The following is a 23,581-nucleotide window of genomic DNA, read 5'->3' as shown; positions in this document are numbered from 1 at the left end:
CCCTGTAGATTGGCGTGCGCTTAACGGTACGGTGCATCGGCGGCAAGGTTCGCGGCGATCGCGCGCTCCCAGCGGTCGCCATTCTCGAGCAGCTTCTCCTTCTGGTAGATCAGCTCCTCACGGGTCTCGGTGGCGAACTCGAAGTTCGGGCCCTCGACGATGGCATCGACCGGGCAGGCTTCCTGGCACAGGCCGCAATAGATGCACTTGGTCATGTCGATGTCGTAGCGGGTGGTGCGGCGGCTGCCGTCCTCCCGCGGCTCGGCCTCGATCGTGATCGCCAGCGCCGGGCACACCGCCTCGCACAGCTTGCACGCGATGCAGCGCTCTTCGCCATTAGGATAGCGGCGCAGCGCATGCTCGCCGCGGAAGCGGGGCGAGATCGGGTTCTTCTCGTACGGATAGTTGATCGTCGCCTTGGGCTTGAAGAAATACTTCAAGGTCAGGGCGTGCGCCTTGACGAACTCCCAGAGAGTCCAGGTGCGGATGAAATGGGCGACGTTCATTGCTTCTTTCCTGCGGGTGGCATGGGCGGGACAGAAATACATTCGAAAGCGACTGGCTTTCCCGCCGCCGGCTCCAGCTTCAGTTTTATCTCGTGAGGCTTGGGCTCAGGAGTTTCAAACGTAAGTAATGCGCCGGCCTCGCCCTCCTCGGACTGTCCGCTCAAAACTATGCTCAAAACTCGACGGTCGCCTTCCTGTCCAATCGAGGCGCTTTCAATCCGGCCCTTGTGGAAAAATGGCTTCCCACCTTCCGGCGCGTAACGATTGAAAACGATGTCCGGGACGTTCTCCCCCGGCACAAAATCTATCGCTCCCGAAGCGGGTGTGCCAACGGGGCGTTCTTCCACACAGAGAATTGAGAAAAGCAATCCGCGCCGCAATTCGTCCGGCGAAGCAGATTCTACAGCCGGCGCCGATTGCGTGAGGAATGCAGTGAAGAGCGCGAGCATCATGCCGGCAGCCCTACCCGCTGGATCATCAGCCAGCCCGACACCAGGAACACGAACAGCAGCGACAGCGGCAGGAAGATCTTCCAGCCCAAGCGCATCAGCTGGTCGTAGCGATACCTGGGCACCGTGGCCTTCACCCAGCTGAAGCAGAAGAAGAAGAAGCACATCTTGGCGAGCAGCCAGATGATGCCCGGCACGTAATAGAGCACCGGAATGTCCAGCGGCGGGAGATAACCGCCCCAGAACAGCGTCGCGTTCAGCGCGCACATCAGGATGACGTTGGCATATTCGCCCAGCCAGTAGAGCGCGAAGGCCATCGACGAATATTCGGTCTGATAGCCCGCGACCAGCTCGCTCTCGGCCTCGGTCAGGTCGAACGGCGCGCGCTGCGTCTCGGCCAGCGAGGAGATGAAGAACACCACCGCCATCGGGAAGAGCAGCGGATTGGCGAAATAGCCGTTGACCCAGCCGAAGATCGCCGCCCCCTTCTGCGCCTCGACGATGCCGCCGACATTGAAGGTGCCGGCCCACAGCACGACCGAGATCAGCACGAAGCCGATCGAGACTTCATAGCTCACCATCTGCGCCGCGGCGCGGATCGCCGAGTAGAACGGGTATTTCGAGTTCGAGGCCCAGCCCGCCAGGATGATGCCGTAGACGCCGAGCGACGAGGCCGCGAGCACGTAGAGCAGGCCGACATTGATGTTCGACAACACCACGCCCGCCTGGAACGGCACCACCGCCCACACGATCAGCGCCACCGTGAAGGTGATGATCGGCGCGAGCAGGAACAACGTCTTGTTGGCGCCCGACGGGATGATGGTTTCCTGCAGGAAGACCTTCAGGCCGTCGGCGAACGACTGGAGCAGGCCGAGCGGGCCGACCACGTTCGGGCCGCGGCGCAGCGCCATCGCCGCCCAGATCTTGCGGTCGACATAGATGATCATCGCCACGGCGAGCATCAGCGGCAGCGCGATGACCAGGATGCCGACGATCGTCGCGACGAACCACGCCCATTCGAAGGGCAGGCCGAGCCATTGGAAAAACGGAGTCATTCTGCGGCCTCTGCGAAGTCTTCGCCGTGGATCAGCTCGGCCGAGCAGCGCTGCATCGTCGGCGACGCACGGCAGATGGCGTTGGTGAGGTAGAAATCGGCGATCGGATAGCCGAGTTCGCCCTTGGCCTTGGCGGCCAGCTTGGGCGGCGCGAAATCATAGCCGGCCAGGCCTTCGCGGCCCAGCGCCGGCACGTCGCCCGCCATTTCCGCACGCAGCTGCTCGAAATTGTCGAACGGCAGCGTGTGGCCGAGGCGATCGGACAGCGCGCGCAGGATCGTCCAGTCCTCGCGGGCGTCGCCCGGAGCGAACACCGCCCGGTCGGCGCGCTGCACCCGGCCTTCCAGGTTCACATAGGTGCCCGGTTTCTCGGCATAGGTGGCGCCGGGCAGGATCACGTCCGCATGATGCGCGCCATTGTCGCCATGATGGCCGATATAGACCTTGAAGCTGTCCTTGAACGCGTCGAAATCGACTTCGTCGGCGCCGAGGAAGAAAGTGAGCTTCGGCGCAGCGGCGACGATGTCGGCAATGCCGCCCCTCTGCGCATAGCCGAGCATCAGCCCGCCCATGCGCGCGGCAGCGGTGTGGACGACATTGAAGCCGTTCCAGGCGCCTTCGGTTTCGGTGGCGGGCCGCTGGAAAGCCTGGGCCATCGCCAGCGTGGCGCCCTGCCCTTCCTTGAGCGCGCCCGGGCCGACGATCAGCACCGGCTTCTTCGCCGCGTCGATCGCCTCTGCCGCACGATCCGGCAGCTTGCCCAGGATCGACAGGTCGTTGCCCAGCCACTCGACCTTGTAGGTCAGGTCGGTCTCCGGCCCGATCGCGAAGACCTTGGCGCCCCTCTTGATCGCCTTGCGCACGCGGGTGTTGATCAGCGGCGCCTCGAAGCGGAGGTTCGAGCCGACCAGCAGGATCGCGTCCGCGTCCTCGACGCCGGCGATCGTCGTGTTGAACGCCACCGAGCCGAGGTTCGACACGTCATAGGCGAGGCCGGTCTGGCGGCCTTCGAGCAGATCCGAGCCCAGTGCCTTCACCAGCGCCTTGGCGGCATACATGGTCTCGCAATCGACCAGGTCGCCGGCGATCGCGGCGACGCTCGCGCCGGCCTTGCTGGCGGCAGCGGCAATCGCGTCGAACGCTTCGTCCCAGCTCGCTTCGACCAGCTTGCCGTCCTTGCGGACATAGGGCTTGTCGAGGCGGCGGCGAACCAGCGCGTCGACATGATAGCGGGTCTTGTCGTGCGCCCACTCCTCGTTCACGTCCTCGTTGATGCGCGGAAGCACGCGCATCACCTGGCGGCCGCGACTGTCGAGGCGGATATTGGTGCCGACCGCGTCCATCACATCGATCGACAGGTTCTTCTTGAGCTCCCACGAACGATATTCGAAGGCAACGGGCTTGTGGGTCAGCGCGCCCACCGGGCAAAGGTCGACGGCGTTGCCCGAAAGCTCGCTCTTGAAGGCCTTTTCCAGATAGGTGGTGATCTGCATGTTCTCGCCGCGATAGATCGCGCCGATATCCTCCACGCCGGCCACTTCCTCGCCGAAGCGGACGCAGCGGGTGCACTGGATGCAGCGGGTCATGATCGTCTTGATGATCGGACCCATATACTTCTCGGTCACCGCGCGCTTGTTCTCGGTGTAGCGCGAGTGGCCGCGGCCATAGGCGACGGACTGGTCCTGCAGGTCGCACTCGCCGCCCTGATCGCAGATCGGGCAATCGAGCGGGTGGTTGATCAGCAGGAATTCCATCACGCCCTCGCGCGCGGCCTTCACCATCGGCGAATCCGTGCGGATCTCCTGGTTGTCGGCGGCGGGCAGCGCGCACGAAGCCTGGGGCTTGGGCGGCCCGGGCTTCACTTCGACCAGGCACATGCGGCAATTGCCGGCGATCGACAGCCGCTCATGATAGCAGAAGCGCGGGATCTCCTTGCCCGCGGCCTCGCAGGCCTGGAGCACGGTGGCGCCCGCGGGCACCTCCACTTCGATTCCGTCGACGGTTAGCTTCGGCATTCTAGTTCGTTCCCCGCGCGGCCGAACCGCGCATCTTGTAGAGTCCCTCGGCGAGCACGCCGTGGATCTCGGCACCGCTCAGGTTCAACTTCTTCTTGCCCGCGCAAGCGTTGATCGCCGGCACGATCCGCTTGAAGGCCGCCGCCTCGGCAGGCGAGCGCCGCGCGCTGCGCACGAACGCGTCGCTGGCCACCGGATCGCGCCCCGCCACGCAGGCGCCGAGCGCGCTGCTGCTGGCCGCGCCGTCCATCACGGCATTGGCCGGCGCCGGCACGGCCAGGCTGGCGAGATAGAGCTGCTCGATCAGCGCCCAGCGCACGAAGCGCCCGCCGGCGCTGATCTCTTCCGCCCGCGCCCCGCAATTCGCTTCGGCGAACAGGCCCAGCACCTCTGCGGAAGGACGTTCGCCCGGAAAGCCGAGCGCGACCATCTTGCCCGCGTCGCGCGGTTCCTTCGCCACCGCACAGGCGGCCAGCGCGTGCAGCCGCGCCTCACCGGCAGTGCTGACGGCCCAGGCGGCATCCTCTTCAGGCCGATGGAGGCGCACATCGCCCTGGGCCGACATCTGGCCCATGTCGGCGCCCCAGGGCGTCTGGGCGTGCGCACTCGCGCCCGCAAAGACGCAAAGGGCTGCAGCCAGGGCGAGGCACTGCCTCATCGTGCGGCCATGCCCTTGCGATAGGCCCACAGGCCCTCGGCGACGCCGGCGCGGAGCTGCGCCTTGCTGAAGCCGATCTTGGCGCCGTTCGGCGTGCAGCGGCCGACCGCGGCTACCACTGCCGGGAATGCCGTCCGCTCCTCGGCCGAGCCCTCGGCCGCACGGACCAGCGCATCGGCAGCAACCGGATCGCGCGTCACGGCGCAGCTGGCGAGGTCGTACTGGACGAGGCTCGGATCGCCGCTGCCCTGGAAGGGCGCCGGCTCGCTGGTCAGCGGCGCCGGGGCAGCCGCATAGGTCTCGGTATAGAGCTGCCGGGCGATCGCGCCGCGAACGATCTCCTCGCTGCGATCGCGGCCGATCATCGCGCCGCAATTGGTCTTCTTGTCGGCCAGCTTCTTCGCGGCGTTCTTCGATTCCCCGCTGCCGATCTTCGCGTCGAGCAGCGCGGTGGCACCGGCGCGATCGGCATCGACCGCGCATTTGCCGAACACCGCCGGCCCTTCGCCGGCCGGCGTGCTGCGACGCGCGGCGACCACATCGTTGCCGAAACCGCCCGGCGCGATGTCTTCCTGCGAACCGCGCGACTGCGCGGCGGCAGTGCCGGCACCGCAGACGAGCGCGGCCGAAGCCGCAAGCATCATCATGGCCTTGGTCATTCCGCTGCCTCCTGCATGCCGGCACCTGCCTGGCGTTCGTTGATCCGGCGCTCCAGCTCCGGACGGAAATGGCGGATAAGGCCCTGGATCGGCCACGCCGCGGCATCGCCGAGCGCGCAGATCGTGTGGCCCTCCACCTGCTTGGTGACCTGCTGGAGCGTGTCGATCTCGCTGATGTCGGCGTCGCCGGTGCGCAGCCGCTCCATCACGCGCCACATCCAGCCCGTGCCTTCGCGGCACGGCGTGCACTGGCCGCAGCTCTCATGCTTGTAGAAGTAGCTGAGCCGGCTGATCGCGCGGACGATGTCGGTCGACTTGTCCATCACGATCACGGCCGCGGTGCCCAGGCCCGAGCCGAGCGCGCGCAGGCCGTCAAAGTCCATCGGGCAATCCCTGATCTGCGCCGCCGGCACCAGCGGCACCGAGGAGCCGCCCGGGATGACGGCGAGGAGGTTGTCCCAGCCGCCGCGGATGCCGCCGCAATGCTTCTCGATCAGCTCGTGGAACGGGATCGACATGGCCTCCTCGACCACGCACGGCTTGTTCACATGGCCCGAGATCTGGAAGAGCTTGGTGCCCTTGTTGTTCTCGTTGCCGAAGCTGGCGAACCATTCCGGGCCGCGCCGCAGGATCGTCGGCACGACCGCGATCGATTCGACGTTGTTCACCGTGGTCGGGCAGCCATAAAGGCCCGCGCCCGCCGGGAAGGGCGGCTTCAGGCGCGGCTGGCCCTTCTTGCCCTCGAGGCTCTCGAGCATCGCGGTCTCTTCGCCGCAGATATAGGCGCCGGCGCCGCGATGGACGAACACGTCGAAGTCATAGCCCGACTTGCACGCATTCTTGCCGAGCAGGCCGGCGTCATACGCTTCCTTCACGGCCGCGAAGAGCGTCTCGGCCTCGCGGATATATTCGCCGCGGATGTAGATGTACGCCGCACGCGCGCGCATCGCGAAGCCGGCGATCAGCGCGCCTTCGATCAGCTTGTGCGGATCGTGGCGGATGATCTCGCGGTCCTTGCACGAGCCGGGCTCGGACTCGTCGGCGTTGATCACCAGGAAGTTCGGGCGATCCGGGCGCGGTTCCTTGGGCATGAAGCTCCACTTCATGCCGGTCGGGAAGCCGGCGCCGCCGCGGCCGCGCAGGCCCGACGCCTTGATCCTGTCGATGATGGCGTCCTGTCCGATCGCCATCAGATCCTTGGTCTTGTCCCAATCGCCGCGCTTCTGGGCAGCCGGCAGGTTCCACGGCTGGAAGCCGTAGACATTGGTGAAGATGCGGTCCTTATCCGCGAGCATTTATCGGCCCTTCCCCACCATGTTCTGAATGAAAATGTACGCGAGCACTGCGAGCCCGAGCACGATTGCGATGCCGACCAGCTTGAAGGCGATCTTCAGCGCCCAGCCGAGCACGACGATGCCGCCGATGATCGCGAGGATGACGAAGACGAGGTTCTTGGTCTCGGGCTTCATCACCATTCCCCCCGATAATCGTGGTTCCCGGTCTCCATCGCCGCCAGGTTGGTCGGCTCGCCGAGCGGCTCCACGGTGTGGCGGCCGGGCTCCTGCGTGCCCGTCTTGGGGCTCTCGCCCCGCGCCAGCGCATCGAGGATCGCCAGCGTGCGATCGTAGTCGAGATCCTCGTAATTGTCGTCGTTGATCTGGACCATCGGCGCCGAGGAGCAATTGCCCATGCACTCGACCTCGGTGAGCGTGAACAGCCCGTCCTCGGTGGTGTGGCCCTTCTTCATGCCGCGCGCCTTGCAGGCGGCCATCACGTCGTCCGAGCCGCGCAGCATGCACGGCGTCGTGCCGCAGACCTGCACGTGATAGCGGCCGACCGGCACCAGGTTGAACATGGTGTAGAAGGTCGCGACCTCGAAGATGCGGATATAGGGCACGCCGAGCTCGCGCGCGACGAACTCGATCACCGGGATCGGCAGCCAGCCCTGGGTGTTGGTCTCCGCGCCCACCTGGCGCTGGGCCAGGTCGAGATAGGGGATGCTGCACGAGAGCTGCCGGCCCGCCGGATAGCGGCCCATGATTTCCTGTGCCTTGACGGCATTCTCCGGCGTCCAGGCAAAATTGCCCCAGCGCGCGCGGGTTTCCGCTTCATTGGGAAGTTCGGGTGCGTCGGCCATTAACGAATGAACTCCACGCGATCGACTAGGTCGTCGGCGAAAGAATAGATGGACATAACTTCGAAGGGCTCGGCCTCGGGCGAGCGGGCGACCTTCTCGTGGAGCACCACGGTGTCGCCCAGCGCATAGCTGCCCAGGATATCGGCGCGGTTCTGCGGGAACTCGGCGAACATCGCCTTCAACCCCGAGCGCACGCCTTCCCTGCCCTCGCGCAGCACCGCGCCGCGATAGCCCGCCTCGCAGGCCCCGTCGGTCATCAGCGCCACATAGGCATCGGCATCCTGCGCATTGTAGTGCGCGATCATCTCGTGCGCGATCGCGATGCGGTCAGCCATGACAGCCCTCCCGTTCACGCGAAGGCACGAAGCTCCAGACGGCGGCATAGACCAGCGCGCTGATCAGCGCAGTGCCGCAAAGCATCAGGACAAGGCCAAAGCCGTCCATCAGGCCGCCTTCACCACCCAGCATGAAGTAACCGATGAGGGTGAACATGATCCACGCCGCATAGGAGACCATGATAGCCGGCAGGCGGTTCAGCCGCTGGTCCGCGCCGAGCCGACGCAGGCAGAGGAACGCCGTGGCGAAAATCGCCCCGCCCTGCGCCGCGAAAAAGGCCAGCATCAGAAAGAGGCCGATCGCGCCGCCCATCACCGGTCGCACTCCCCGAACACGATGTCGAGCGCGCCCAGGATGGCGGTGATGTCGGCGAGCATGTGGCCCTTCGACATGAAGTCCATCGCCTGGAGATGGCTGAACGCGGTCGGGCGGATCTTGCAGCGATACGGTTTGTTGCTGCCGTCCGAGACCAGATAGACGCCGAACTCGCCCTTCGGGCTCTCCGTCGCGACATACACGTCGCCCGCGGGCACGTGATAGCCTTCGCTGAACAGCTTGAAGTGGTGGATCAGCGCTTCCATCGACTGCTTCATCTCGCCGCGGCGCGGCGGCGCGATCTTGCGGTCGAGGGTGAGCACCGGGCCCTCCGGCATCTGCTGGAGGCACTGCTTCATGATGCGCGCGGACTGGTAGACTTCCTCGACGCGAACCATGAACCGGTCATAGCAGTCGCCGCGCGTGCCGACGGGGATGTCGAACTCGACCCGGTCGTACACGTCATAGGGCTGCGACTTGCGGATGTCCCAGGGGATGCCCGCGCCGCGGATCATCGGGCCGGAGAAGCCCCAGGCCACCGCGTCCTCGCGGCTCACCACCGCGATGTCGACATTGCGCTGCTTGAAGATGCGGTTCTCGGCGACCAGGCTGATCGCGTCGCCGAACAGGCGCGGCAGGCGCGTGTCGAGCCATTCCGCGATGTCGGTCAGCAGCTTGAGCGGCACGTCCTGGCGGACGCCGCCGACGCGGAACCAGTTCGAGTGCATGCGCGCGCCCGATGCGCGCTCCAGGAAGTTCAGGCAGTCTTCGCGGATCTCGAACATCCACAGGTTCGGCGTCATCGCGCCGACGTCCATCACATGCGAGCCGAGGTTCAGCATGTGATTGCAGATGCGGGTCAGCTCGGCGAAGAACACGCGCAGATACTGGCCGCGCAGCGGAACCTCGAGGTCGAGCAGCTTCTCCACCGCCAGCACGAAGCTGTATTCCATGCCCAGCGGCGAGCAATAGTCGAGCCGGTCGAAATAGGGCAGCGCCTGGGTGTAGGTCTTGTACTCGATCAGCTTCTCGGTGCCGCGATGGAGCAGGCCCACATGCGGATCGATGCGCTCGATGATCTCGCCGTCCAGCTCGGTCACCAGGCGCAGCACGCCGTGCGCCGCCGGGTGCTGCGGTCCGAAGTTGATCGTGTAGTTCGCGATCTCGGTGTCGCCCTTCTCCGGCTTGCCGCCGTCGATGACGCCTTCGATCTCGTCGAGATAGTCAGCCATTACGCTTCACCCTCCGGCGCCTTCTTCGCGCGCGGCTTGCGGGGTTTCTTGACCAGGTCCGGATCGGCGGGCGCCGGGCCGGCCTCGGGACCGGCCTTGCCGGCGCCGGTATCGGCGGTGCCGTCGCTGGTCTTGGGCTTGGTCACCTTCGCCTTGGCCGGCTTGGCGGCGGGCGCGGGCTTGCCCGTCTCGTCCGCGGTCAGCGGTGTCGGCGCGCCCTTGGCCTCGGGCTGCGGCTTGGGCGCCGGGGCGGGCGCAGGCGCGGGAGCCGGCGCAACAGGGGCAGCCGCCTTCTCGTCGCCCGGCAGCACGTATTTCGCGCCCTCCCAGGGGCTCATGAAGTCGAAATTGCGGAAATCCTGGGCCAGCGTCACCGGCTCATAGACCACGCGCTTCGCTTCTTCCGAGTAGCGCAGTTCGACATAGCCGGTCAGCGGGAAGTCCTTGCGCTGCGGATGGCCGACGAAACCATAGTCGGTCAGGATGCGGCGCAGATCGGTGTTGCCCGAAAAGAGCACGCCGTACATGTCGTACACTTCGCGCTCGAGCCAGCCCGCCACCGGCCAGATCCCCGTCACGGACGGGACCGGCTTCTCCTCGTCGGTGCTGGTCTTCACCTTGATGCGGTGGTTCCGCGTCAGGCTGAGCAGGCAATAGACCACTTCGAACCGCTCCTCGCGGTCCGGATAGTCGACGCCGGCGATCTCCATGAGCTGCTGATATTCCAGCCCCGGCGTGTCGCGCAGCAGCGTGAGCCCCTCGACCAGGCGGGCGCGGTCGAGGACCAGGTTCACTTCGCCCACGCTGTCCTCGGCGAACAGCAGGATGCCGCCGAGCGCCGCCCCGGCCGCGTCGATCACGCCTTCGTTCGAAGCGAAGCGCGGCGCAGCGGTCTTCACCGCGCTCATCGCTCGATCGTCCCGACGCGGCGGATCTTGCGCTGGAGCTGCATCACGCCATAGAGCAGCGCCTCGGCGGTCGGCGGGCAGCCCGGGACATAGATGTCCACCGGCACGATCCGGTCGCAGCCGCGCACGACGCTGTAGCTATAATGGTAATAGCCGCCGCCATTGGCGCAGCTGCCCATCGAGATGACGTATTTCGGCTCCGACATCTGGTCGTAGACGCGGCGGAGTGCCGGGGCCATCTTGTTGCACAGCGTGCCGGCCACGATCATCACGTCCGACTGGCGCGGCGACGCACGCGGCGCGGCGCCGAAGCGCTCCATGTCGTAGCGCGGCATGTTGACGTGGATCATCTCGACCGCGCAGCAGGCGAGACCGAAGGTCATCCACCACAGCGAGCCGGTGCGGGCCCATTGGAACAGTTCCTCGGTCGAGGTGACCAGGAAGCCCTTGTCGCCGATCTCGGCGTTGATGTCATTGAGGAAGCCGACGTCCGGGAGCGTTCCCGGCGGCGGCGCGCCGATCAGGCCGCTGCCCGGCAAAGGCGACGACGACGGGGCGAGTTCTACTCCCATTCGAGCGCTCCCTTCTTCCAGGCGTAGACGAGGCCGAGCGTGAGCTCGGCGATGAAGATCATCATCGAGATCCAGGCGGTCCAGCCCAGCGAGAAGACCGAGACGGCCCAGGGGTACAGGAACGCCGCTTCGAGATCGAAGATGATGAACAGGATGGCGACGAGGTAGAAGCGCACGTCGAACTGGCTGCGCGAATCCTCGAAGGCCGGGAAGCCGCACTCATACTCGCTGAGCTTGGCCTCGGTCGGCTTGTGCGAACCCGTCAGCCGGCTGACCAGCATGGGCAGGAACACGAAGGCGCTGGAAAGCGCGAGAGCGACCCCGAGGAACAACAGGATCGGCAGATATTGTGACAGGTCGACCAAGGGCCTTCTCTTCTCGCGGATGCGGAATCTGAGGGGGCTTCTAGGACTCACTTCCCCGGGACGCAACGCCTCGACGGGTGAGAATGACTCGCAAGAAGAACCGGTTGTGGATGCCTTGTCCCCGAAGCCTTCCGAAACGGCGCTCCGGGCGGCTCCGGCATCGCGCAAACCGCACCGCGGCGGCACAATCGCCGGTTGCCAGTCGGTGACTTATATGCACAATACACTAGCTATTGTGAAATATTGTGAACGGGGGTTTCTTCACATGATCGCACGGAATCTGCTGCTCGGAATCGGACTGGCCATGGCGGCCTGCCCGGCCATCGCCCAACCGGCCACGGCGACGAAACAGGCGGCGGCGCTCGACGAGCGCGAGATCGCGGGCTTCCCGCATGCGCGGCTCTATCGGATCGCCGGCGAGGCACGCCGCCCGGTGGTGGTGATCCTGCCCGGCGCCGAGGGTGGCGACGAAGCCGGCCGCCGCTTCGGCCCCACCCTCGCAAGGCTCGGCTATGCCGCGGTGAGCCTGCCTTACTATTCGCCCAACTGGGGCAAGTTCGCCCCGGCACCGGCGTTCCCGGACCTGCCGGGCAGCTTCATCGACATCCGCGTGGACCAGCTTGCCGATCTCCGCGCGGCGCTGGCCAAGTTCCCCGGCGTTGATGTCGAGCGATTCGGCCTGTTCGCCGGCTCGAAGGGGTCGGAGTTCGCCTTGATCGCGGCCAGCCATTATCCCTGGATCGACGCGGTGGTCGCCTACACGCCGTCCGACCTGGTGTGGGAAGGCTGGGGCCTGGAAATGCTGGAAGCGGAAGGCACGCGCTCTTCCTTCTCCTTCGGCGGGAAGCCGCTCGCCTTCATGCCCTATCGCGGGTTCGTTGCGGGGTTGCAGGCCGGGCCCGCCGCCGATCTGCGCGCCATCCACGAGAATGGCCGCGCCGATCACCCCGATCGCGAAGCCGCCGCCCGCATTCCGGTCGAGGAATATCGCGGCGCCCTGATGCTGATCACCGGCGATGCGGACCGCCTGTGGAATTCGGGCCGGATGGCGCGCAACATCGTCGCGGCGCGCAAGGCGAAGGGACTGGAGACCCAGGCGCTGATCTATCCGGATGCCGGGCACGACCTGGGCGGCGGATCGGCGGAACCGCGTGCAGACCCGCGCGGCGGCGGCACGCCGGAGGCAAACGCCAAGGCGCGCGCCGATGCCTGGCCCAGGATGGTGGCCTTTCTGGCCACTACGCTCCGGCCCTAGACCGGAAATCCAGGCAAGCCCTTGAAACTGCCTCCGTCATCCCCGCCTTCGCGGGGTGACGGAGAAAATATCGACCCGCCGCTCAGCGCAGCGAGTTCGCCACCAGCTTGTGCAGCTTGGAATGCAGCACGTCGTTGGCCGCGAGATACTGGTTGCGCTCGCGCGACAGGTCCTGCCCGCGATAATCGGTCACGAAGCCGCCCGCTTCGCGGATCAGCAGCATGCCCGCCGCCACGTCCCAGGGCTTGAGGTTCGATTCCCAGAAACCGTCGAACCGGCCCGCCGCGACCCAGGCAAGGTCGAGCGCCGCCGAGCCCAGCCGGCGGATACCGGCCACTTCGGGCGCCACCGCGCCGAAGATGCGGCTCCATTCGGCAAAGTCGCCATGGCCGAGGAACGGAATGCCCGTCGCGATCAGCGCTTCGTCAAGATGACGACGCGCCGAAACGCGCAGACGCTGATCCTGGAGCCAGGCGCCACGGCCCTTCTCCGACCAGAAGCTCTCGTCGGTGAGCGGCTGGTAGATATAGCCGTGCGTCACCTCGGGCTTGCCCTGGGCGCCGTGCGGATCCTCGACCGCGATCGAAATGCAGAAATGCGGGATGCCGTGCAGGAAGTTGCTGGTTCCGTCGAGCGGATCGATGATCCAGCGCGGCTTGTCCGGATCCCCGGCGATCTCGCCCCGTTCCTCGACCAGGAAGCCCCAGTCCGGCCGCGCCTTCTGGAGTTCCTCGATCAGCGTGTCTTCGGCGCGCTTGTCGGCGAGGCTGACGAAGTCCGCCGGGCCCTTGCGGCTGACCTGGAGGTGCTGGACTTCGTTGAAGTCGCGACGCAGGCGGGGCCCCGCCTTGCGGCAGGCGCGCTCCATGACGGTGATGAGGCCGGAATGGGAAACCAAGTCAATGCTCCAAAACCCCTCTCCCATCGGGAGAGGGCGGGGCCCATCGCGTCAGCGACGGGAGGATGCGGGTCGAGGGCAGTCCGATACCGCCCTCACCCAACCTTCTCCCAAAGGGGAGAGGGCTTCAGTCCGCGCGGCGGACGTAGGTCTGCTCGTACACGTCGACGACGATGCGCGTGCCCGAGGCGATGTGCGGCGGCACCATGATGCGCACGCCATTGTCCAGCACCGCCGGCTTGTACGACGACGACGCCGTCTGACCCTTCACCACCGCATCCGCCTCAACGATCGTCGCTTCGATCGTGTCGGGCAGCTGCACGCTGATCGCCTCTTCGTCATAGAGTTCCATGATCACGTCCATGCCGTCCTGCAGGAAGGCGGCGGCATCGCCGAGCAGGTCGCGCGGCAGCGTGGTCTGGTCGTAGGTTTCCTTGTCCATGAACACCAGGCTGTCGCCCTCGGGGTACAGGAACTGGAAATCCTTGGTGTCGAGGCGCACCCGCTCCACCGTTTCCGCCGAGCGGAAGCGGACGTTGTTCTTGCGGCCGTCGCGCAGGTTCTTGAGCTCGACCTGCATGTACGCACCGCCCTTGCCGGGCTGCGTATGCTGGATCTTCACGGCACGCCAGATGCCGCCTTCATATTCGATGATGTTGCCGGGACGGATGTCCACGCCGCTGATCTTCATGGTCGAGACCTACTGGAACTGAGAAAGAGCTGAGCCGGCGCCTTTAGCCGCGCGCGAGGACTTGGGCAAGCCACCCCCGCCCTTCTCCGGCCGCGCCGGAGGAAGCCGGGGTCTCGTGCCGCATGCTGTCCGATCTGCCGCACGAGATCCCGGCTTCCGACGAGAGGACGGATCACGGCCCGGCATTCCGCAGCAGCGGATAGGGATTGACATTCTGTCCCTGCCACCAGCCCTCGCCCGGCCGCATGCGCTTGATCTCGAAGTGGAGATGGGGCGCGCCGCCCGACGCACTGCCGCTATCGCCCACCGCCGCGATGCGCTCGCCCTGGCGCACCGGCTGCCTCTCCTCCACCAGCCAGCTGTCGAGATGCGCGTAGTAATGGATCGTCGCACCGTCCCGGGTGCGGACATAGAGGGTGTGCCCGCCGTTCACGCTGTCGAAGACCTTCTCGACCGTGCCCGATGCCGCGGCGAGTACCGGCGTACCCCGGGGGGCCATGATGTCGATCGCATGATGCGCGCGCGATCCGTTGCCGCGGCTCTGGCCCCAGCTGTCGCGGAGCTGGCTCGCGGTCACGCCTTCCACCGGAATGATCAGCTCGGTGGAATCGCCCGAGCCGGCAGGGGCCGCGTTCTGGGGGCCGGCAAGCTCCGGCAGGGCGATCGGCGCGGCGGGCTGCACCGTGACCCGCACCAGCGACAGGAACCCCATCGCCAGCAGCGCCAGCAATGCGCCCAGGCCCCAGCCGGCCCGCTTCGCCCAGAGCCGCATGGTTCCTATTCCCGGAACACCGCCCGGGTGCCCGGCCTGACCATCAGTGCGAGCCGCGCCGCATCCCAGTTGGTCAAGCGGATGCAGCCATGGCTCTCGGTGCGGCCGATCAGCTGCGGTTCGGGCGTGCCATGGATGCCGTAATGCTCCTTGGAAAGGTCCAGCCACACCACCCCCACCGGGCCGTTCGGTCCCGGCGGCAGCATCGCCGGGTCACTGCCCTTCTTCGCGTCCCAGAACAGCTTGGGGTTGTAATGGAATTTCGGATTGGTGTCCGCCCCGTTGATCTTCCAGGTGCCGATCGGCAGCGGATCGTGCGCGCTGCCCATGGTCGCGCTGAACTGGGCGACCAGGCGTTCCCGCCTGTCGTAGACCTTGAGCACCTTCTCGCTCTTGTCGACCACGATGTGATCGGCCTCGGGCACCTTGGCCTCGACGTTGAGCATGGCGAGCGTCCGCCGCCATTCCGGCTTGATGTCCGCCGGATAGTCGCGCGAGGCCGGGAGCGCGTTGGGGAAGACGAACTCCGCACCCGGTGCGATCCTGGCGCCGCCCGGATTGAGCTCCACCAGCACCTCGGGCGTGGTGTGGAACATCTCGGCCAGCTTCTCGAGCGGGCGCGTATAGGCGAGCGAGGGCAGCTTCGCCTGTTCCTCGGGGTCCTTGGGAATCGGATTGACATACGGCCCCCGGAGCGTGTCGGCATCGAGCGTCAGCCGACGGACCGGGCGCAGCGAGGCATAGGGCGCAAGCGCGCGCAGCGTCGCCGGGTCGAGCTTGCCGGTGGCCGGCAGCCCGCGCGCGGCCTGGAACCCCTTCAGCGCGGCCGTGAGCGACTGGCCCTCGCGCCCGTCGAGAATGCCGGGCGAGAAGCCGAGATGATCGAGGATCACCTGGGCATGCAGGACCGAATGATCGAGCGGCGGCCTGCCGGAAGTTCCCGCCTGCCCCGCCGCGGCGGGACCGATGGAGGCACAGGCGAGACAAGTTGCTAGTCCGAGAAATTTCCGCACCGAATCAAGCTCCTGCAGATGACGTTCCGCAAGAACAACGGCTGGAACTCCGAGTGTTTCCGCCTTCCCGGCTCTTCCCCCGGGGCGACGAATGGGGTCAGGCCAGCATCTCGGCGAACGCCTTCACCGCGGCTTCCTCGTCCCCGCCCCACACGGCATTGGACACCGCGAGGAAGTCCGCACCCGCCTTGACCAGCGGCGCGGCGTTCTCCGGCGTGATGCCGCCGATCGCAACGCAGGGCAGCTCGAACAGCGCCGACCACCAGCTGAGGATCACCGGCTCGGGCCGATGCCGGGTCTCCTTGGTGGCGGTGGGGTAAAAGGCGCCGAACGCGACATAATCCGCCCCCGCCTCACCCGCTTCCATCGCCAGGTGGCGGCTGTCGTGACACGTCACCCCGATCTGCACCTGCGGGCCGAGCACCGAGCGCGCCTCGCGCGGATCGCCGTCCTCCTGGCCCAGATGCACGCCGTCGGCGCCCAGCCGCTTGGCCAGGCTCACGCTGTCGTTGACGATGAAGGCGACATCGGCATCGGCGCAGATCTTCCGGAGAGGCTCGGCAAGGCGGGCGGCCTCGTGCTGGTCGACGCCCTTCACTCGAAACTGGAACGCCGCCACGGCGCCGGCACCGAGCGCGCGCTTCAATCGCTCCGGAAAGGAGCCCCCCACCTCGAGCGGCGAGATCAGGTAGAGCTGGCAGGGCGGGCGGCGCACGTCCCGTTGGAACTGCGCGGCGAAATTCGGGTCGAGCGGCGGCAGGCCGTCTTCATCCAGGTCGATCATCGCTGGAGCCTTAGCCCAGCTTTCAGCGCTTCACCACTGCCAGCAGGAAGCCGTCCCAGCCCTTGTCGCCCACCGTCTGGATCGCGGTGGCGTCGAGGCGGGGCTCGGATGCGACCGCGTCGAACAGCGCCCGGGTGCCGATCACGCTGCGATCGGTGCTGTCCGCGTCGAGCACCCCGCCGCCCCGGACCACATTGTCGACCACGATCACGCTGCCCGGCCGGGCGAGCTTCAGCGCGGCGTCCAGATAGGCGACGTTGCCCGGCTTGTCGGCATCGATGAACACGAGGTCGAACGGCCCCTCGCCCGCCGCAATCATCGTCGCGAGCGTTTCCACCGCCGGCCCGACCCGCACCTCGCAGCGATCGCCGAGCCCGGCCCGGGCCAGATTGGCCCGCGCCACTTCGGCATGATGCGGATCGAGCTCGAGCGTCACCAGCTGCCCGTCCTCGGGCAGGGCGCGGGCAAGGCAGATCGTCGAATAGCCGCCCAGCGTCCCCACTTCGAGGATGCGGCGCGCACCGGTCATCCGTGCGAACAATTCGAGCATCCGCCCCTGCGCCGCCGATACGTCGATCGCCGGCAACCCGCCCCCGGCATTGGCGGAAAGCGCGGCGTCGAGCACCGGGTCCGCGCCGATCAGCTTGCCGGCGATATAGCCATCCACTGCGGTCCAATCCTGGGTCATGCCTCGCTCCCTCGTCCCGATTGCGCCCGCCGCTAGCCCGCTATCCGCACGCCGCCCACGGGCCGCGTCTCGACATGGGTTCGAACCCCGCGATCAGCGGCCGCCCGAGCGCAGCGCGACCGGCCTTCCCCGTGCCGGCGCGGGTCGGCGATCGATCATTCCTCGTTCTTGTAGATGCGCACCAGCTTGTCGAGCATCGCCAGCGCCTCGTCGCGGGGGCGCTGGAAGGTGTTGCGGCCGATGATCGAGCCGTTGCCGCCGCCGTCGCGAATGTCGCGCGCGTCCTGGTAGACCGCGTCGGCGCCCTTGGCCGCGCCGCCCGAGAAGACGACGATGCGGCGGCCGGCGAAGCAGCTCTGCGCCACATGCTTCACGCGGTCCGACTGCGCCGACCAATCGGTGCCCTCATAGACCTTCTGCGCTTCCTTCTGCTCGATATGCGCGCTCGGCAGCTTCACCTTGATGATGTGCGCGCCGAGCAGCGCCGCCATGTGCGCGGCATAGGCGCCGACATCGAGCGCCAGCTCGCCGTCCTTCGAGAGCTTGCCGCCGCGCGGGTAGGACCAGATCACCGTGGCGATACCGACCGAGGCAGCCTCCGCCCGCAGCTCCTTGATCTCCTCCATCATGCCGAAAACGTCGTCGGCGCCCGGATAGATGGTGAAGCCGATCGCCGAGCAGCCGAGCCGCAGCGCATCGTCGACGCCGCCGGTGACGGCCTGGTCGATCGCGGTCGCCCAGCTGTTCGAGCTGTTGACCTTGAGGATGGTCGGGATCTGGCCGGCGAAGCTGTCCGCACCGGCCTCGATCATGCCGAGCGGCGCGGCATAGGCGCTGAGGCCCGCGTCGATCGCCAGCTGATAATGGTAGTGCGGATCATAGGCCGCGGGGTTCACCGCGAAGCTGCGCGCCGGACCATGCTCGAAGCCCTGGTCCACCGGCAGGATGATCAGCTTGCCGGTGCCGCCCAGCTTCCCCTGCATCAGGATGCGGGCGAGATTGGCCTTCACGCCGGGATTGTCGGACTCGTAATTGGCGAGGATGGCTTTGACAGCGGGCGTGATCGACATGGATTTTCCCTTGTTCGTGTAGTGCTGAACGAGCCCCTATCGCCCGGTTTCGCAAGCGAAAAGCCTGACAACGCTGCCACGCACGGGCTTTTCCAGCAAGGCTACGAACGGGCCCCTGGGCCATGCTTGACGCCTCCTCCTGCCCGCGACAGCATGAAGCCGGGCAACAGGGGACGAAACATGGGGATCTCTTCGCTTTCCAGGCGGCTGGCGCTCGCCGTGCTGCCGCTGGCACTGCTCGGTGCCGCACCGGCCCCGCAGCCGATGTTCGCGACAGTCAAGGAGGGTCAGCCGGCACCGCCATTCACCTTGCGGCTGATCAATGGCGGCAAGATCTCGTTCGACGAGCTGCGCGGCAATGTGGTCGTGCTCAATTTCTGGGCGACATGGTGCGTCCCCTGCCGCACGGAACTGCCGACGCTCGATCGCTATTACGAGCTGCGCAAGGACGCCGGCCTCCGCGTCTATGCGGTCACGACCGAGGATTCGCTCAAGCCCTATCAGCTCAAGAAGCTGTTCGACGTGATGCACATCGAGCCGGTCCGCTCGATCAAGGGCCCCTATGACGTGCTCGGAGGCGCGGTGCCCACCAATATCGTGATCGATCGCAACGGCGTGGTCCGCTATGCCAAGGCCGGCGCCTTCACGCTGGAGAGCCTCAACACCTTGCTGGTGCCGCTGCTCAACGAGAAGGCGAAATAGCGCCGCTCAGCGCATCGTCACCAGGCTCGGCACTTGCCGGGCACAATAGCCGTTCTGGTGCTATCCCTTCGGAAGCGCCGTAAAATACAAGGAATAGGGGCACCGGCAGGCGCCCTTTCCCGTTCAGTCGCGCGTCCGATGCAGCGCGGCGACGCCCGGCAGCTCCTTGCCTTCCATCCATTCGAGGAAAGCGCCGCCCGCCGTGGACACGAAGGTGAAGTCGCTCGCCACGCCGGCCTGGTTGAGCGCTGCCACCGTGTCGCCGCCGCCGGCGACCGAGACGAGCTGGCCTTCCTTGGTGAGCGCCGCCGCGGTCTTGGCGAGGCTGATGGTCGCCGCGTCGAACGGCGGCGTCTCGAAGGCGCCGAGCGGGCCGTTCCACACCAGGGTGCGGCAGGTCTTGAGCACGTCCGCCAGCGCCTCGGTCGCCGCCGGGCCGATGTCGAGGATCATCTCGTCGGCCGCGACTTCATGGACGTTGACGGTGCGCAGGCTCGGCGGGTTGGCCGCGAATTCCTTCGCCACCACCACGTCATAGGGCAGATGCACGGTGCAGTTCGCGCGATCGGCCGCGTCGAGGATCTCCTCGGCGGTGCCGGTCAGGTCGTGCTCGCACAGGCTCTTGCCCACATCGACGCCGCGCGCGGCGAGGAAGGTGTTGGCCATGCCGCCGCCGATGATCAGGTGATCGACCTTGTCGACCAGGTGCTTGAGCACGTCGAGCTTGGTCGAGACCTTGGCGCCACCGACCACCGCCGCCACCGGATGCTCGGGATTGCCCAGCGCCTTGTCGAGCGCGTCGAGCTCGGCTTCCATCTGGCGGCCGGCGAATGCGGGCAGCTTGTGCGCCAGCCCCTCGGTCGAGGCATGGGCGCGGTGCGCCGCCGAGAAGGCGTCGTTGACATAGAGGTCGCCCAGCGCGGCGAGCGCCTCGACGGTCTCGGGCGCGTTCTTCTCTTCGCCGGCGTCGAAGCGGGTATTTTCCAGCAGGGCGATGTCGCCCTCGCCCATCGCGTCGATCGCCTCCGCCGCGCCGTCGGTGTCGATGAAGCGCACTTCGCGGCCGAGGACATGGCTGAACGGCCGGGTGACGAGCGACAGGCTCATCTCCGGGTTGCGCTGGCCCTTGGGGCGCCCGAAATGCGCGAGGACCACGACCTTGGCGCCCTTGTCCGCCAGCTCGGCGACGGTCTGCACCGCGGCGCGCAGCCGGGTATCGTCGGTCACCTGGCCATCGGCCATCGGCACGTTCAGGTCCTCGCGGACCAGCACGCGCTTGCCGGCGATGTCGCCGCCCATGACTTCGGAGATGTCGTCGAGCGTCTTGAAGGGGCGGGTCATATCGTCCTCACAAATCGAGCGCTCGCCCCAACTCCGTCATCCCGGCGAAAGCCGGGACCTCAGGAGATGGAGCGAGCAGAGTGCCTCACGAGATCCCGACTTTCGCCGGGATGACGGCTCAGGCCGTCAGCTTCGCCATCGCGCTGGCGGTGTCCACCATGCGGTTCGAGAAGCCCCATTCATTGTCGTACCAGCTGACGACGCGCACCAGCTTGCCGTCGATCACTGCGGTCTCGAGGCTGTCGACGGTCGACGAGGCCGAAGTGTGGACGATGTCGATCGAGACAAGCGGCTCGTCCGTATACCACAGGATGCCCTTGAGCGGGCCGCTCTCCGACGCCGCCTTCAGCACCGCGTTCACTTCCTCGACGGTGGTGTCGCGCTTCGGCGTGAAGGTCAGGTCCACCAGCGAGCCGTCCGGAACCGGAACGCGGATCGCCGAGCCGTCGAGCTTGCCCTTGAGCTCGGGCAGCACCTCGGCCACGGCGCGGGCGGCGCCGGTGGTGGTCGGGATGATGCTCATCGCGGCGGCACGGGCGCGGCGCAGGTCCGGGTGGATCTGGTCGAGGATCTTCTGGTCGTTGGTATAGGCGTGGACCGTGGTCATCAGGCCGCGCTCGATGCCGATCGTGTCGTTCAGCACCTTGGCGACCGGCGCCAGGCAGTTGGTGGTGCACGACGCGTTCGAGACGATCGCATGGCCGGCCTCGAGCTTGTCGTGGTTCACGCCGAACACGACGGTGAGGTCGACATTCTTGCCCGGAGCCGAGATCAGCACCTTCCTGGCGCCGGCATCGATATGCTTCTGGGCCGAGGCGCGGTCGGTGAAGAAGCCCGTGCACTCCAGCACCAGCTCCACGCCATTCTCGGCGTGCGGCAGGTTGGCGGGGTCGCGCTCCTTGGTCACCTTGATGTGCTTGCCGTCGATGACCAGATCGTCGCCCTCGGCGGTGACGGTGCCCGGATACTTGCCGTGCACGCTGTCGCGCGAGAACAGCCACGCATTCGACTTGGCATCGGCCAGGTCGTTGATCGTGACCAGCTCGAGCCCGCTGTCGGGACGCTCGAGGATCGCGCGCGCCACCAGTCGACCGATGCGCCCGAACCCGTTGATCGCAACCTTCGTCATGCCTGTTCTCCGTTCAACTTGTCGACGATCCGCGGCACGATGGCTCCCGCGGTGAGCCCGAAATGCTCGTAGAGCTTCAGATAAGGGCCCGAGGCGCCGAATCCATCCACGCCGAAATTCAGCCCGTCCAAGCCGGTATATCGCTCCCAGCCCAGCGTCGCGCCGGCCTCGATCGAGACCTTGAGCGCATGCGCCGGCAACAGGTCGCGCTTGTACTGCGCATCCTGCGCGTCGAAGCGCTCCCAGCACGGCATCGAGACGACATCGGCGCCTATGCCCTGGGCTTCCAGCCCGTCGCGCACGGCGACGGCGATCTCGACTTCGGAGCCGCTGGCGATCAGCACCACCTGGCGCGGCGCCTCGGCCTCGCGAATGGCATAGCCACCGCGCGCCGAGCGGTTCTCGGCGGCCTCGGTGCGCAGCTGCGGCAGGTTCTGGCGGCTGAGCGCGAGCAGGCCCGGGCCGTCCTGGCGCTGGAGCGCGAGTTCCCAGCATTCGGCGGTCTCGACCACGTCGCACGGGCGATAGACGTCGAGATTGGGGATCAGGCGCAGGCTGGTCAGGTGCTCCACCGGCTGGTGCGTCGGGCCGTCCTCGCCCAGGCCGATCGAATCGTGCGTCATCACATAGACGACGCGCGCCTGCTGGAGGGCCGAAAGGCGGATCGCCGCGCGGGCATAGTCGGCAAAGACCAGGAAGGTACCGCCATAGGGGATCACGCCGCCGTGCAGCGCCATGCCGTTCATCGCCGCCGACATGCCGAACTCGCGGATGCCGTAATAGACGTAGCGGCTGGCGTAATTGTCCGCGCCGAACGTGCCCAGGCCCTTGGTCAGCGTGTTGTTCGAACCGGTCAGGTCGGCCGAGCCGCCGACGGTGTCCGGGATCTGCGCGTTGATCGCCTCGAGCGCCATTTCGCTCGCCTTGCGGGTCGCGACCTTCTGCGGCGCGGCCAACAGGCCCTGGATATGGTCGGCCATCGAGAACCAGGCCGGCAGTTCGCCGCGCATCCGGCGCTCGAACTCGGCGCGATCCTCATGTTCCGCGAGGCGCTGCTTCCACGCGGCGTGCGGCACGGCGCCGCGCTTGCCCGCCGCCAGCCAAGTCTCGCGGATATCGCCCGGAATCTCGAAGGCCGGGTGGTTCCAGCCCAGCGCCTGCCGGGCAGCGGCGACTTCGTCCGCGCCCAGCGGCGATCCGTGCACCTTGGACGAGCCCTGCTTGTTGGGCGCGCCCTTGCCGATCACCGTGCGACACTGGACGAGCGAGGGCAGCGCGCTGGCAAGCGCTTCGTCGATCGCGCGGGCAATGTCCGCCCGGTCATGGCCGTCGCATTCGACGACCTGCCAGCCCGAGGCACGGTAGCGCGCGGGAATGTCCTCGCTCGACGAGAGCGAGACCGCGCCGTCGATCGTGATCTTGTTGTCGTCCCACAGCACGATCAGCTTGCCGAGCTTCAGATGCCCGGCAAGACCGACCGCCTCATGGTTGATGCCTTCCATCAGGCAGCCGTCGCCGGCGATCACCCAGGTGCGGTGATCGACCAGGCCGTCGCCATAGATGGCGTTCAAATGCCGCTCGGCAGCGGCCATGCCGACCGCCATCGCAAAGCCCTGGCCGAGCGGGCCGGTAGTGCATTCCACGCCCGGCAGCTCGAAATTCTCGGGATGGCCGGCGCAGGGGCTGCCGATCTGGCGGAAGTCGCGAATGTCCTGCAGCGTCGGCTGCGCATAGCCGGTGAGATAGAGCGTCGAATAGAGCAGCATCGAGCCGTGCCCGGCCGAAAGCACGAAACGATCGCGGTCCGCCCATTTCGGGTCGGCCGGATCGAACTTCAGATACTCCTGGAACAGCACCGTGGCCACGTCGGCCATGCCCATCGGCATGCCGGGATGCCCCGAATTGGCCGCCTCGACGGCGTCCATCGACAATGCCCGGATGGCATTGGCGCAATCGGCGAAGCTTGCGGTCACTTGGAGTCCCCTGATGCTGGCGCGCACGCCTTTGGTCACCTTGGACCGCCACGTCAAC

Annotated in this window: 27 protein-coding genes; 2 read left to right on the top strand and 25 right to left on the bottom strand. The window is 66.9% G+C overall.

All coding sequences use genetic code 11. From position 1 onward, the window contains the following. Nucleotides 1-20: 20 nt before the first annotated feature. The 15 genes from nuoI to FHR20_RS07260 are packed head-to-tail and all read right to left on the bottom strand — an operon-like array spanning nt 21 to nt 11,207. Nucleotides 21-506, bottom strand: coding sequence for an NADH-quinone oxidoreductase subunit NuoI (gene nuoI, locus FHR20_RS07330; protein ID WP_167298874.1), 486 nt, complete (start codon nt 504-506; stop codon nt 21-23). After that, nucleotides 503-958, bottom strand: a complete 456-nt coding sequence (locus tag FHR20_RS07325; protein WP_167298873.1) for a hypothetical protein — start codon at nt 956-958, stop codon at nt 503-505. Before FHR20_RS07325 ends, nuoI begins: the two co-directional genes overlap by 4 nt. Next, complete coding sequence (gene nuoH, locus FHR20_RS07320; protein ID WP_167298872.1) at nt 955-2,010, bottom strand: NADH-quinone oxidoreductase subunit NuoH; 1,056 nt, start codon at nt 2,008-2,010, stop codon at nt 955-957. Before nuoH ends, FHR20_RS07325 begins: the two co-directional genes overlap by 4 nt. Then, nucleotides 2,007-4,025, bottom strand: a complete 2,019-nt coding sequence (nuoG, locus tag FHR20_RS07315; protein ID WP_167298871.1) for an NADH-quinone oxidoreductase subunit NuoG — start codon at nt 4,023-4,025, stop codon at nt 2,007-2,009. The genes nuoH and nuoG overlap by 4 nt, the downstream gene beginning before the upstream one ends. Before the next feature lies 1 nt (nt 4,026). Then, complete coding sequence (locus tag FHR20_RS07310) at nt 4,027-4,683, bottom strand: hypothetical protein (RefSeq protein ID WP_208413438.1); 657 nt, start codon at nt 4,681-4,683, stop codon at nt 4,027-4,029. After that, the gene (locus tag FHR20_RS07305) at nt 4,680-5,342 is read right to left on the bottom strand and encodes a hypothetical protein (RefSeq protein WP_167298869.1); all 663 of its coding nucleotides are present in this window, start codon (nt 5,340-5,342) and stop codon (nt 4,680-4,682) included. Before FHR20_RS07305 ends, FHR20_RS07310 begins: the two co-directional genes overlap by 4 nt. Further along, nucleotides 5,339-6,637, bottom strand: coding sequence for an NADH-quinone oxidoreductase subunit NuoF (gene nuoF, locus FHR20_RS07300; RefSeq protein WP_167298868.1), 1,299 nt, complete (start codon nt 6,635-6,637; stop codon nt 5,339-5,341). The genes FHR20_RS07305 and nuoF overlap by 4 nt, the downstream gene beginning before the upstream one ends. Further along, on the bottom strand, nt 6,638-6,811 hold the full coding sequence (locus FHR20_RS07295; protein ID WP_167298867.1) for a hypothetical protein: 174 nt from the start codon (nt 6,809-6,811) through the stop codon (nt 6,638-6,640). Next, complete coding sequence (locus FHR20_RS07290; RefSeq protein WP_167298866.1) at nt 6,811-7,479, bottom strand: complex I 24 kDa subunit family protein; 669 nt, start codon at nt 7,477-7,479, stop codon at nt 6,811-6,813. The genes FHR20_RS07295 and FHR20_RS07290 overlap by 1 nt, the downstream gene beginning before the upstream one ends. After that, nucleotides 7,479-7,814, bottom strand: coding sequence for a nuclear transport factor 2 family protein (locus FHR20_RS07285; RefSeq protein WP_208413437.1), 336 nt, complete (start codon nt 7,812-7,814; stop codon nt 7,479-7,481). Before FHR20_RS07285 ends, FHR20_RS07290 begins: the two co-directional genes overlap by 1 nt. Beyond that, entirely contained in the window at nt 7,807-8,127 is a 321-nt protein-coding gene (locus FHR20_RS07280) for a hypothetical protein (protein WP_167298864.1), read from the bottom strand. Before FHR20_RS07280 ends, FHR20_RS07285 begins: the two co-directional genes overlap by 8 nt. After that, a complete protein-coding gene (locus FHR20_RS07275) occupies nt 8,127-9,362 on the bottom strand; it encodes an NADH-quinone oxidoreductase subunit D (protein WP_167298863.1) in 1,236 nt (411 codons plus the stop codon). The genes FHR20_RS07280 and FHR20_RS07275 overlap by 1 nt, the downstream gene beginning before the upstream one ends. After that, nucleotides 9,362-10,261, bottom strand: coding sequence for an NADH-quinone oxidoreductase subunit C (locus tag FHR20_RS07270; protein ID WP_167299417.1), 900 nt, complete (start codon nt 10,259-10,261; stop codon nt 9,362-9,364). The genes FHR20_RS07275 and FHR20_RS07270 overlap by 1 nt, the downstream gene beginning before the upstream one ends. 5 nt (nt 10,262-10,266) lie before the next feature. Next, nucleotides 10,267-10,842, bottom strand: coding sequence for a NuoB/complex I 20 kDa subunit family protein (locus FHR20_RS07265; protein WP_086129640.1), 576 nt, complete (start codon nt 10,840-10,842; stop codon nt 10,267-10,269). Beyond that, nucleotides 10,833-11,207: an NADH-quinone oxidoreductase subunit A gene (locus tag FHR20_RS07260; RefSeq protein ID WP_086129639.1), complete on the bottom strand. Its 375-nt coding sequence runs from the start codon at nt 11,205-11,207 to the stop codon at nt 10,833-10,835. Before FHR20_RS07260 ends, FHR20_RS07265 begins: the two co-directional genes overlap by 10 nt. 265 nt (nt 11,208-11,472) lie before the next feature. Here FHR20_RS07260 and FHR20_RS07255 point away from each other — a divergent pair, with 265 nt between their 5' ends. After that, on the top strand, nt 11,473-12,462 hold the full coding sequence (locus tag FHR20_RS07255) for an acyl-CoA thioester hydrolase/BAAT C-terminal domain-containing protein (RefSeq protein WP_167298862.1): 990 nt from the start codon (nt 11,473-11,475) through the stop codon (nt 12,460-12,462). A gap of 82 nt (nt 12,463-12,544) precedes the next feature. Here FHR20_RS07255 and FHR20_RS07250 read toward each other — a convergent pair whose 3' ends face one another. From FHR20_RS07250 to FHR20_RS07220, 7 genes are all read right to left on the bottom strand, one after another. Further along, a complete protein-coding gene (locus FHR20_RS07250) occupies nt 12,545-13,360 on the bottom strand; it encodes an inositol monophosphatase family protein (RefSeq protein WP_167298861.1) in 816 nt (271 codons plus the stop codon). Nucleotides 13,361-13,487: 127 nt separating this feature from the next. Next, nucleotides 13,488-14,051, bottom strand: a complete 564-nt coding sequence (efp, locus tag FHR20_RS07245) for an elongation factor P (RefSeq protein WP_086129635.1) — start codon at nt 14,049-14,051, stop codon at nt 13,488-13,490. A 172-nt stretch (nt 14,052-14,223) separates the two neighbouring features. Beyond that, complete coding sequence (locus FHR20_RS07240) at nt 14,224-14,823, bottom strand: M23 family metallopeptidase (protein ID WP_167298860.1); 600 nt, start codon at nt 14,821-14,823, stop codon at nt 14,224-14,226. Nucleotides 14,824-14,828: 5 nt separating this feature from the next. Beyond that, entirely contained in the window at nt 14,829-15,791 is a 963-nt protein-coding gene (locus tag FHR20_RS07235; protein WP_341786431.1) for a L,D-transpeptidase family protein, read from the bottom strand. 142 nt (nt 15,792-15,933) lie between these two features. Next, complete coding sequence (gene thiE / locus FHR20_RS07230; RefSeq protein ID WP_167298858.1) at nt 15,934-16,620, bottom strand: thiamine phosphate synthase; 687 nt, start codon at nt 16,618-16,620, stop codon at nt 15,934-15,936. Nucleotides 16,621-16,642: 22 nt separating this feature from the next. Further along, nucleotides 16,643-17,308 (bottom strand): O-methyltransferase, encoded by a 666-nt coding sequence (locus FHR20_RS07225; RefSeq protein ID WP_167298857.1) that lies wholly within the window; start codon nt 17,306-17,308, stop codon nt 16,643-16,645. Nucleotides 17,309-17,463: 155 nt separating this feature from the next. Beyond that, complete coding sequence (locus tag FHR20_RS07220) at nt 17,464-18,378, bottom strand: class I fructose-bisphosphate aldolase (protein WP_167298856.1); 915 nt, start codon at nt 18,376-18,378, stop codon at nt 17,464-17,466. 180 nt (nt 18,379-18,558) lie between these two features. Between FHR20_RS07220 and FHR20_RS07215 the strand changes: the two genes are divergently transcribed. Then, the gene (locus tag FHR20_RS07215; protein WP_167298855.1) at nt 18,559-19,080 is read left to right on the top strand and encodes a TlpA family protein disulfide reductase; all 522 of its coding nucleotides are present in this window, start codon (nt 18,559-18,561) and stop codon (nt 19,078-19,080) included. Nucleotides 19,081-19,203: 123 nt separating this feature from the next. Here the strand turns inward: FHR20_RS07215 and FHR20_RS07210 are convergent, their stop codons facing one another. From FHR20_RS07210 to tkt, 3 genes are all read right to left on the bottom strand, one after another. Further along, nucleotides 19,204-20,421 (bottom strand): phosphoglycerate kinase, encoded by a 1,218-nt coding sequence (locus tag FHR20_RS07210; RefSeq protein WP_167298854.1) that lies wholly within the window; start codon nt 20,419-20,421, stop codon nt 19,204-19,206. Between the two features lie 118 nt (nt 20,422-20,539). Next, on the bottom strand, nt 20,540-21,550 hold the full coding sequence (gap, locus tag FHR20_RS07205; RefSeq protein ID WP_167298853.1) for a type I glyceraldehyde-3-phosphate dehydrogenase: 1,011 nt from the start codon (nt 21,548-21,550) through the stop codon (nt 20,540-20,542). Continuing rightward, complete coding sequence (tkt, locus tag FHR20_RS07200) at nt 21,547-23,523, bottom strand: transketolase (protein WP_167298852.1); 1,977 nt, start codon at nt 23,521-23,523, stop codon at nt 21,547-21,549. Before tkt ends, gap begins: the two co-directional genes overlap by 4 nt. Nucleotides 23,524-23,581: the final 58 nt, after the last annotated feature.

Origin of the sequence: Sphingomonas leidyi, from assembly GCF_011761945.1 — a bacterium.
Classification (GTDB): domain Bacteria; phylum Pseudomonadota; class Alphaproteobacteria; order Sphingomonadales; family Sphingomonadaceae; genus Sphingomonas; species Sphingomonas leidyi.
Note: the sequence above shows the minus strand (reverse complement) of the source record. Positions and strands in the feature narration are given on the sequence as shown.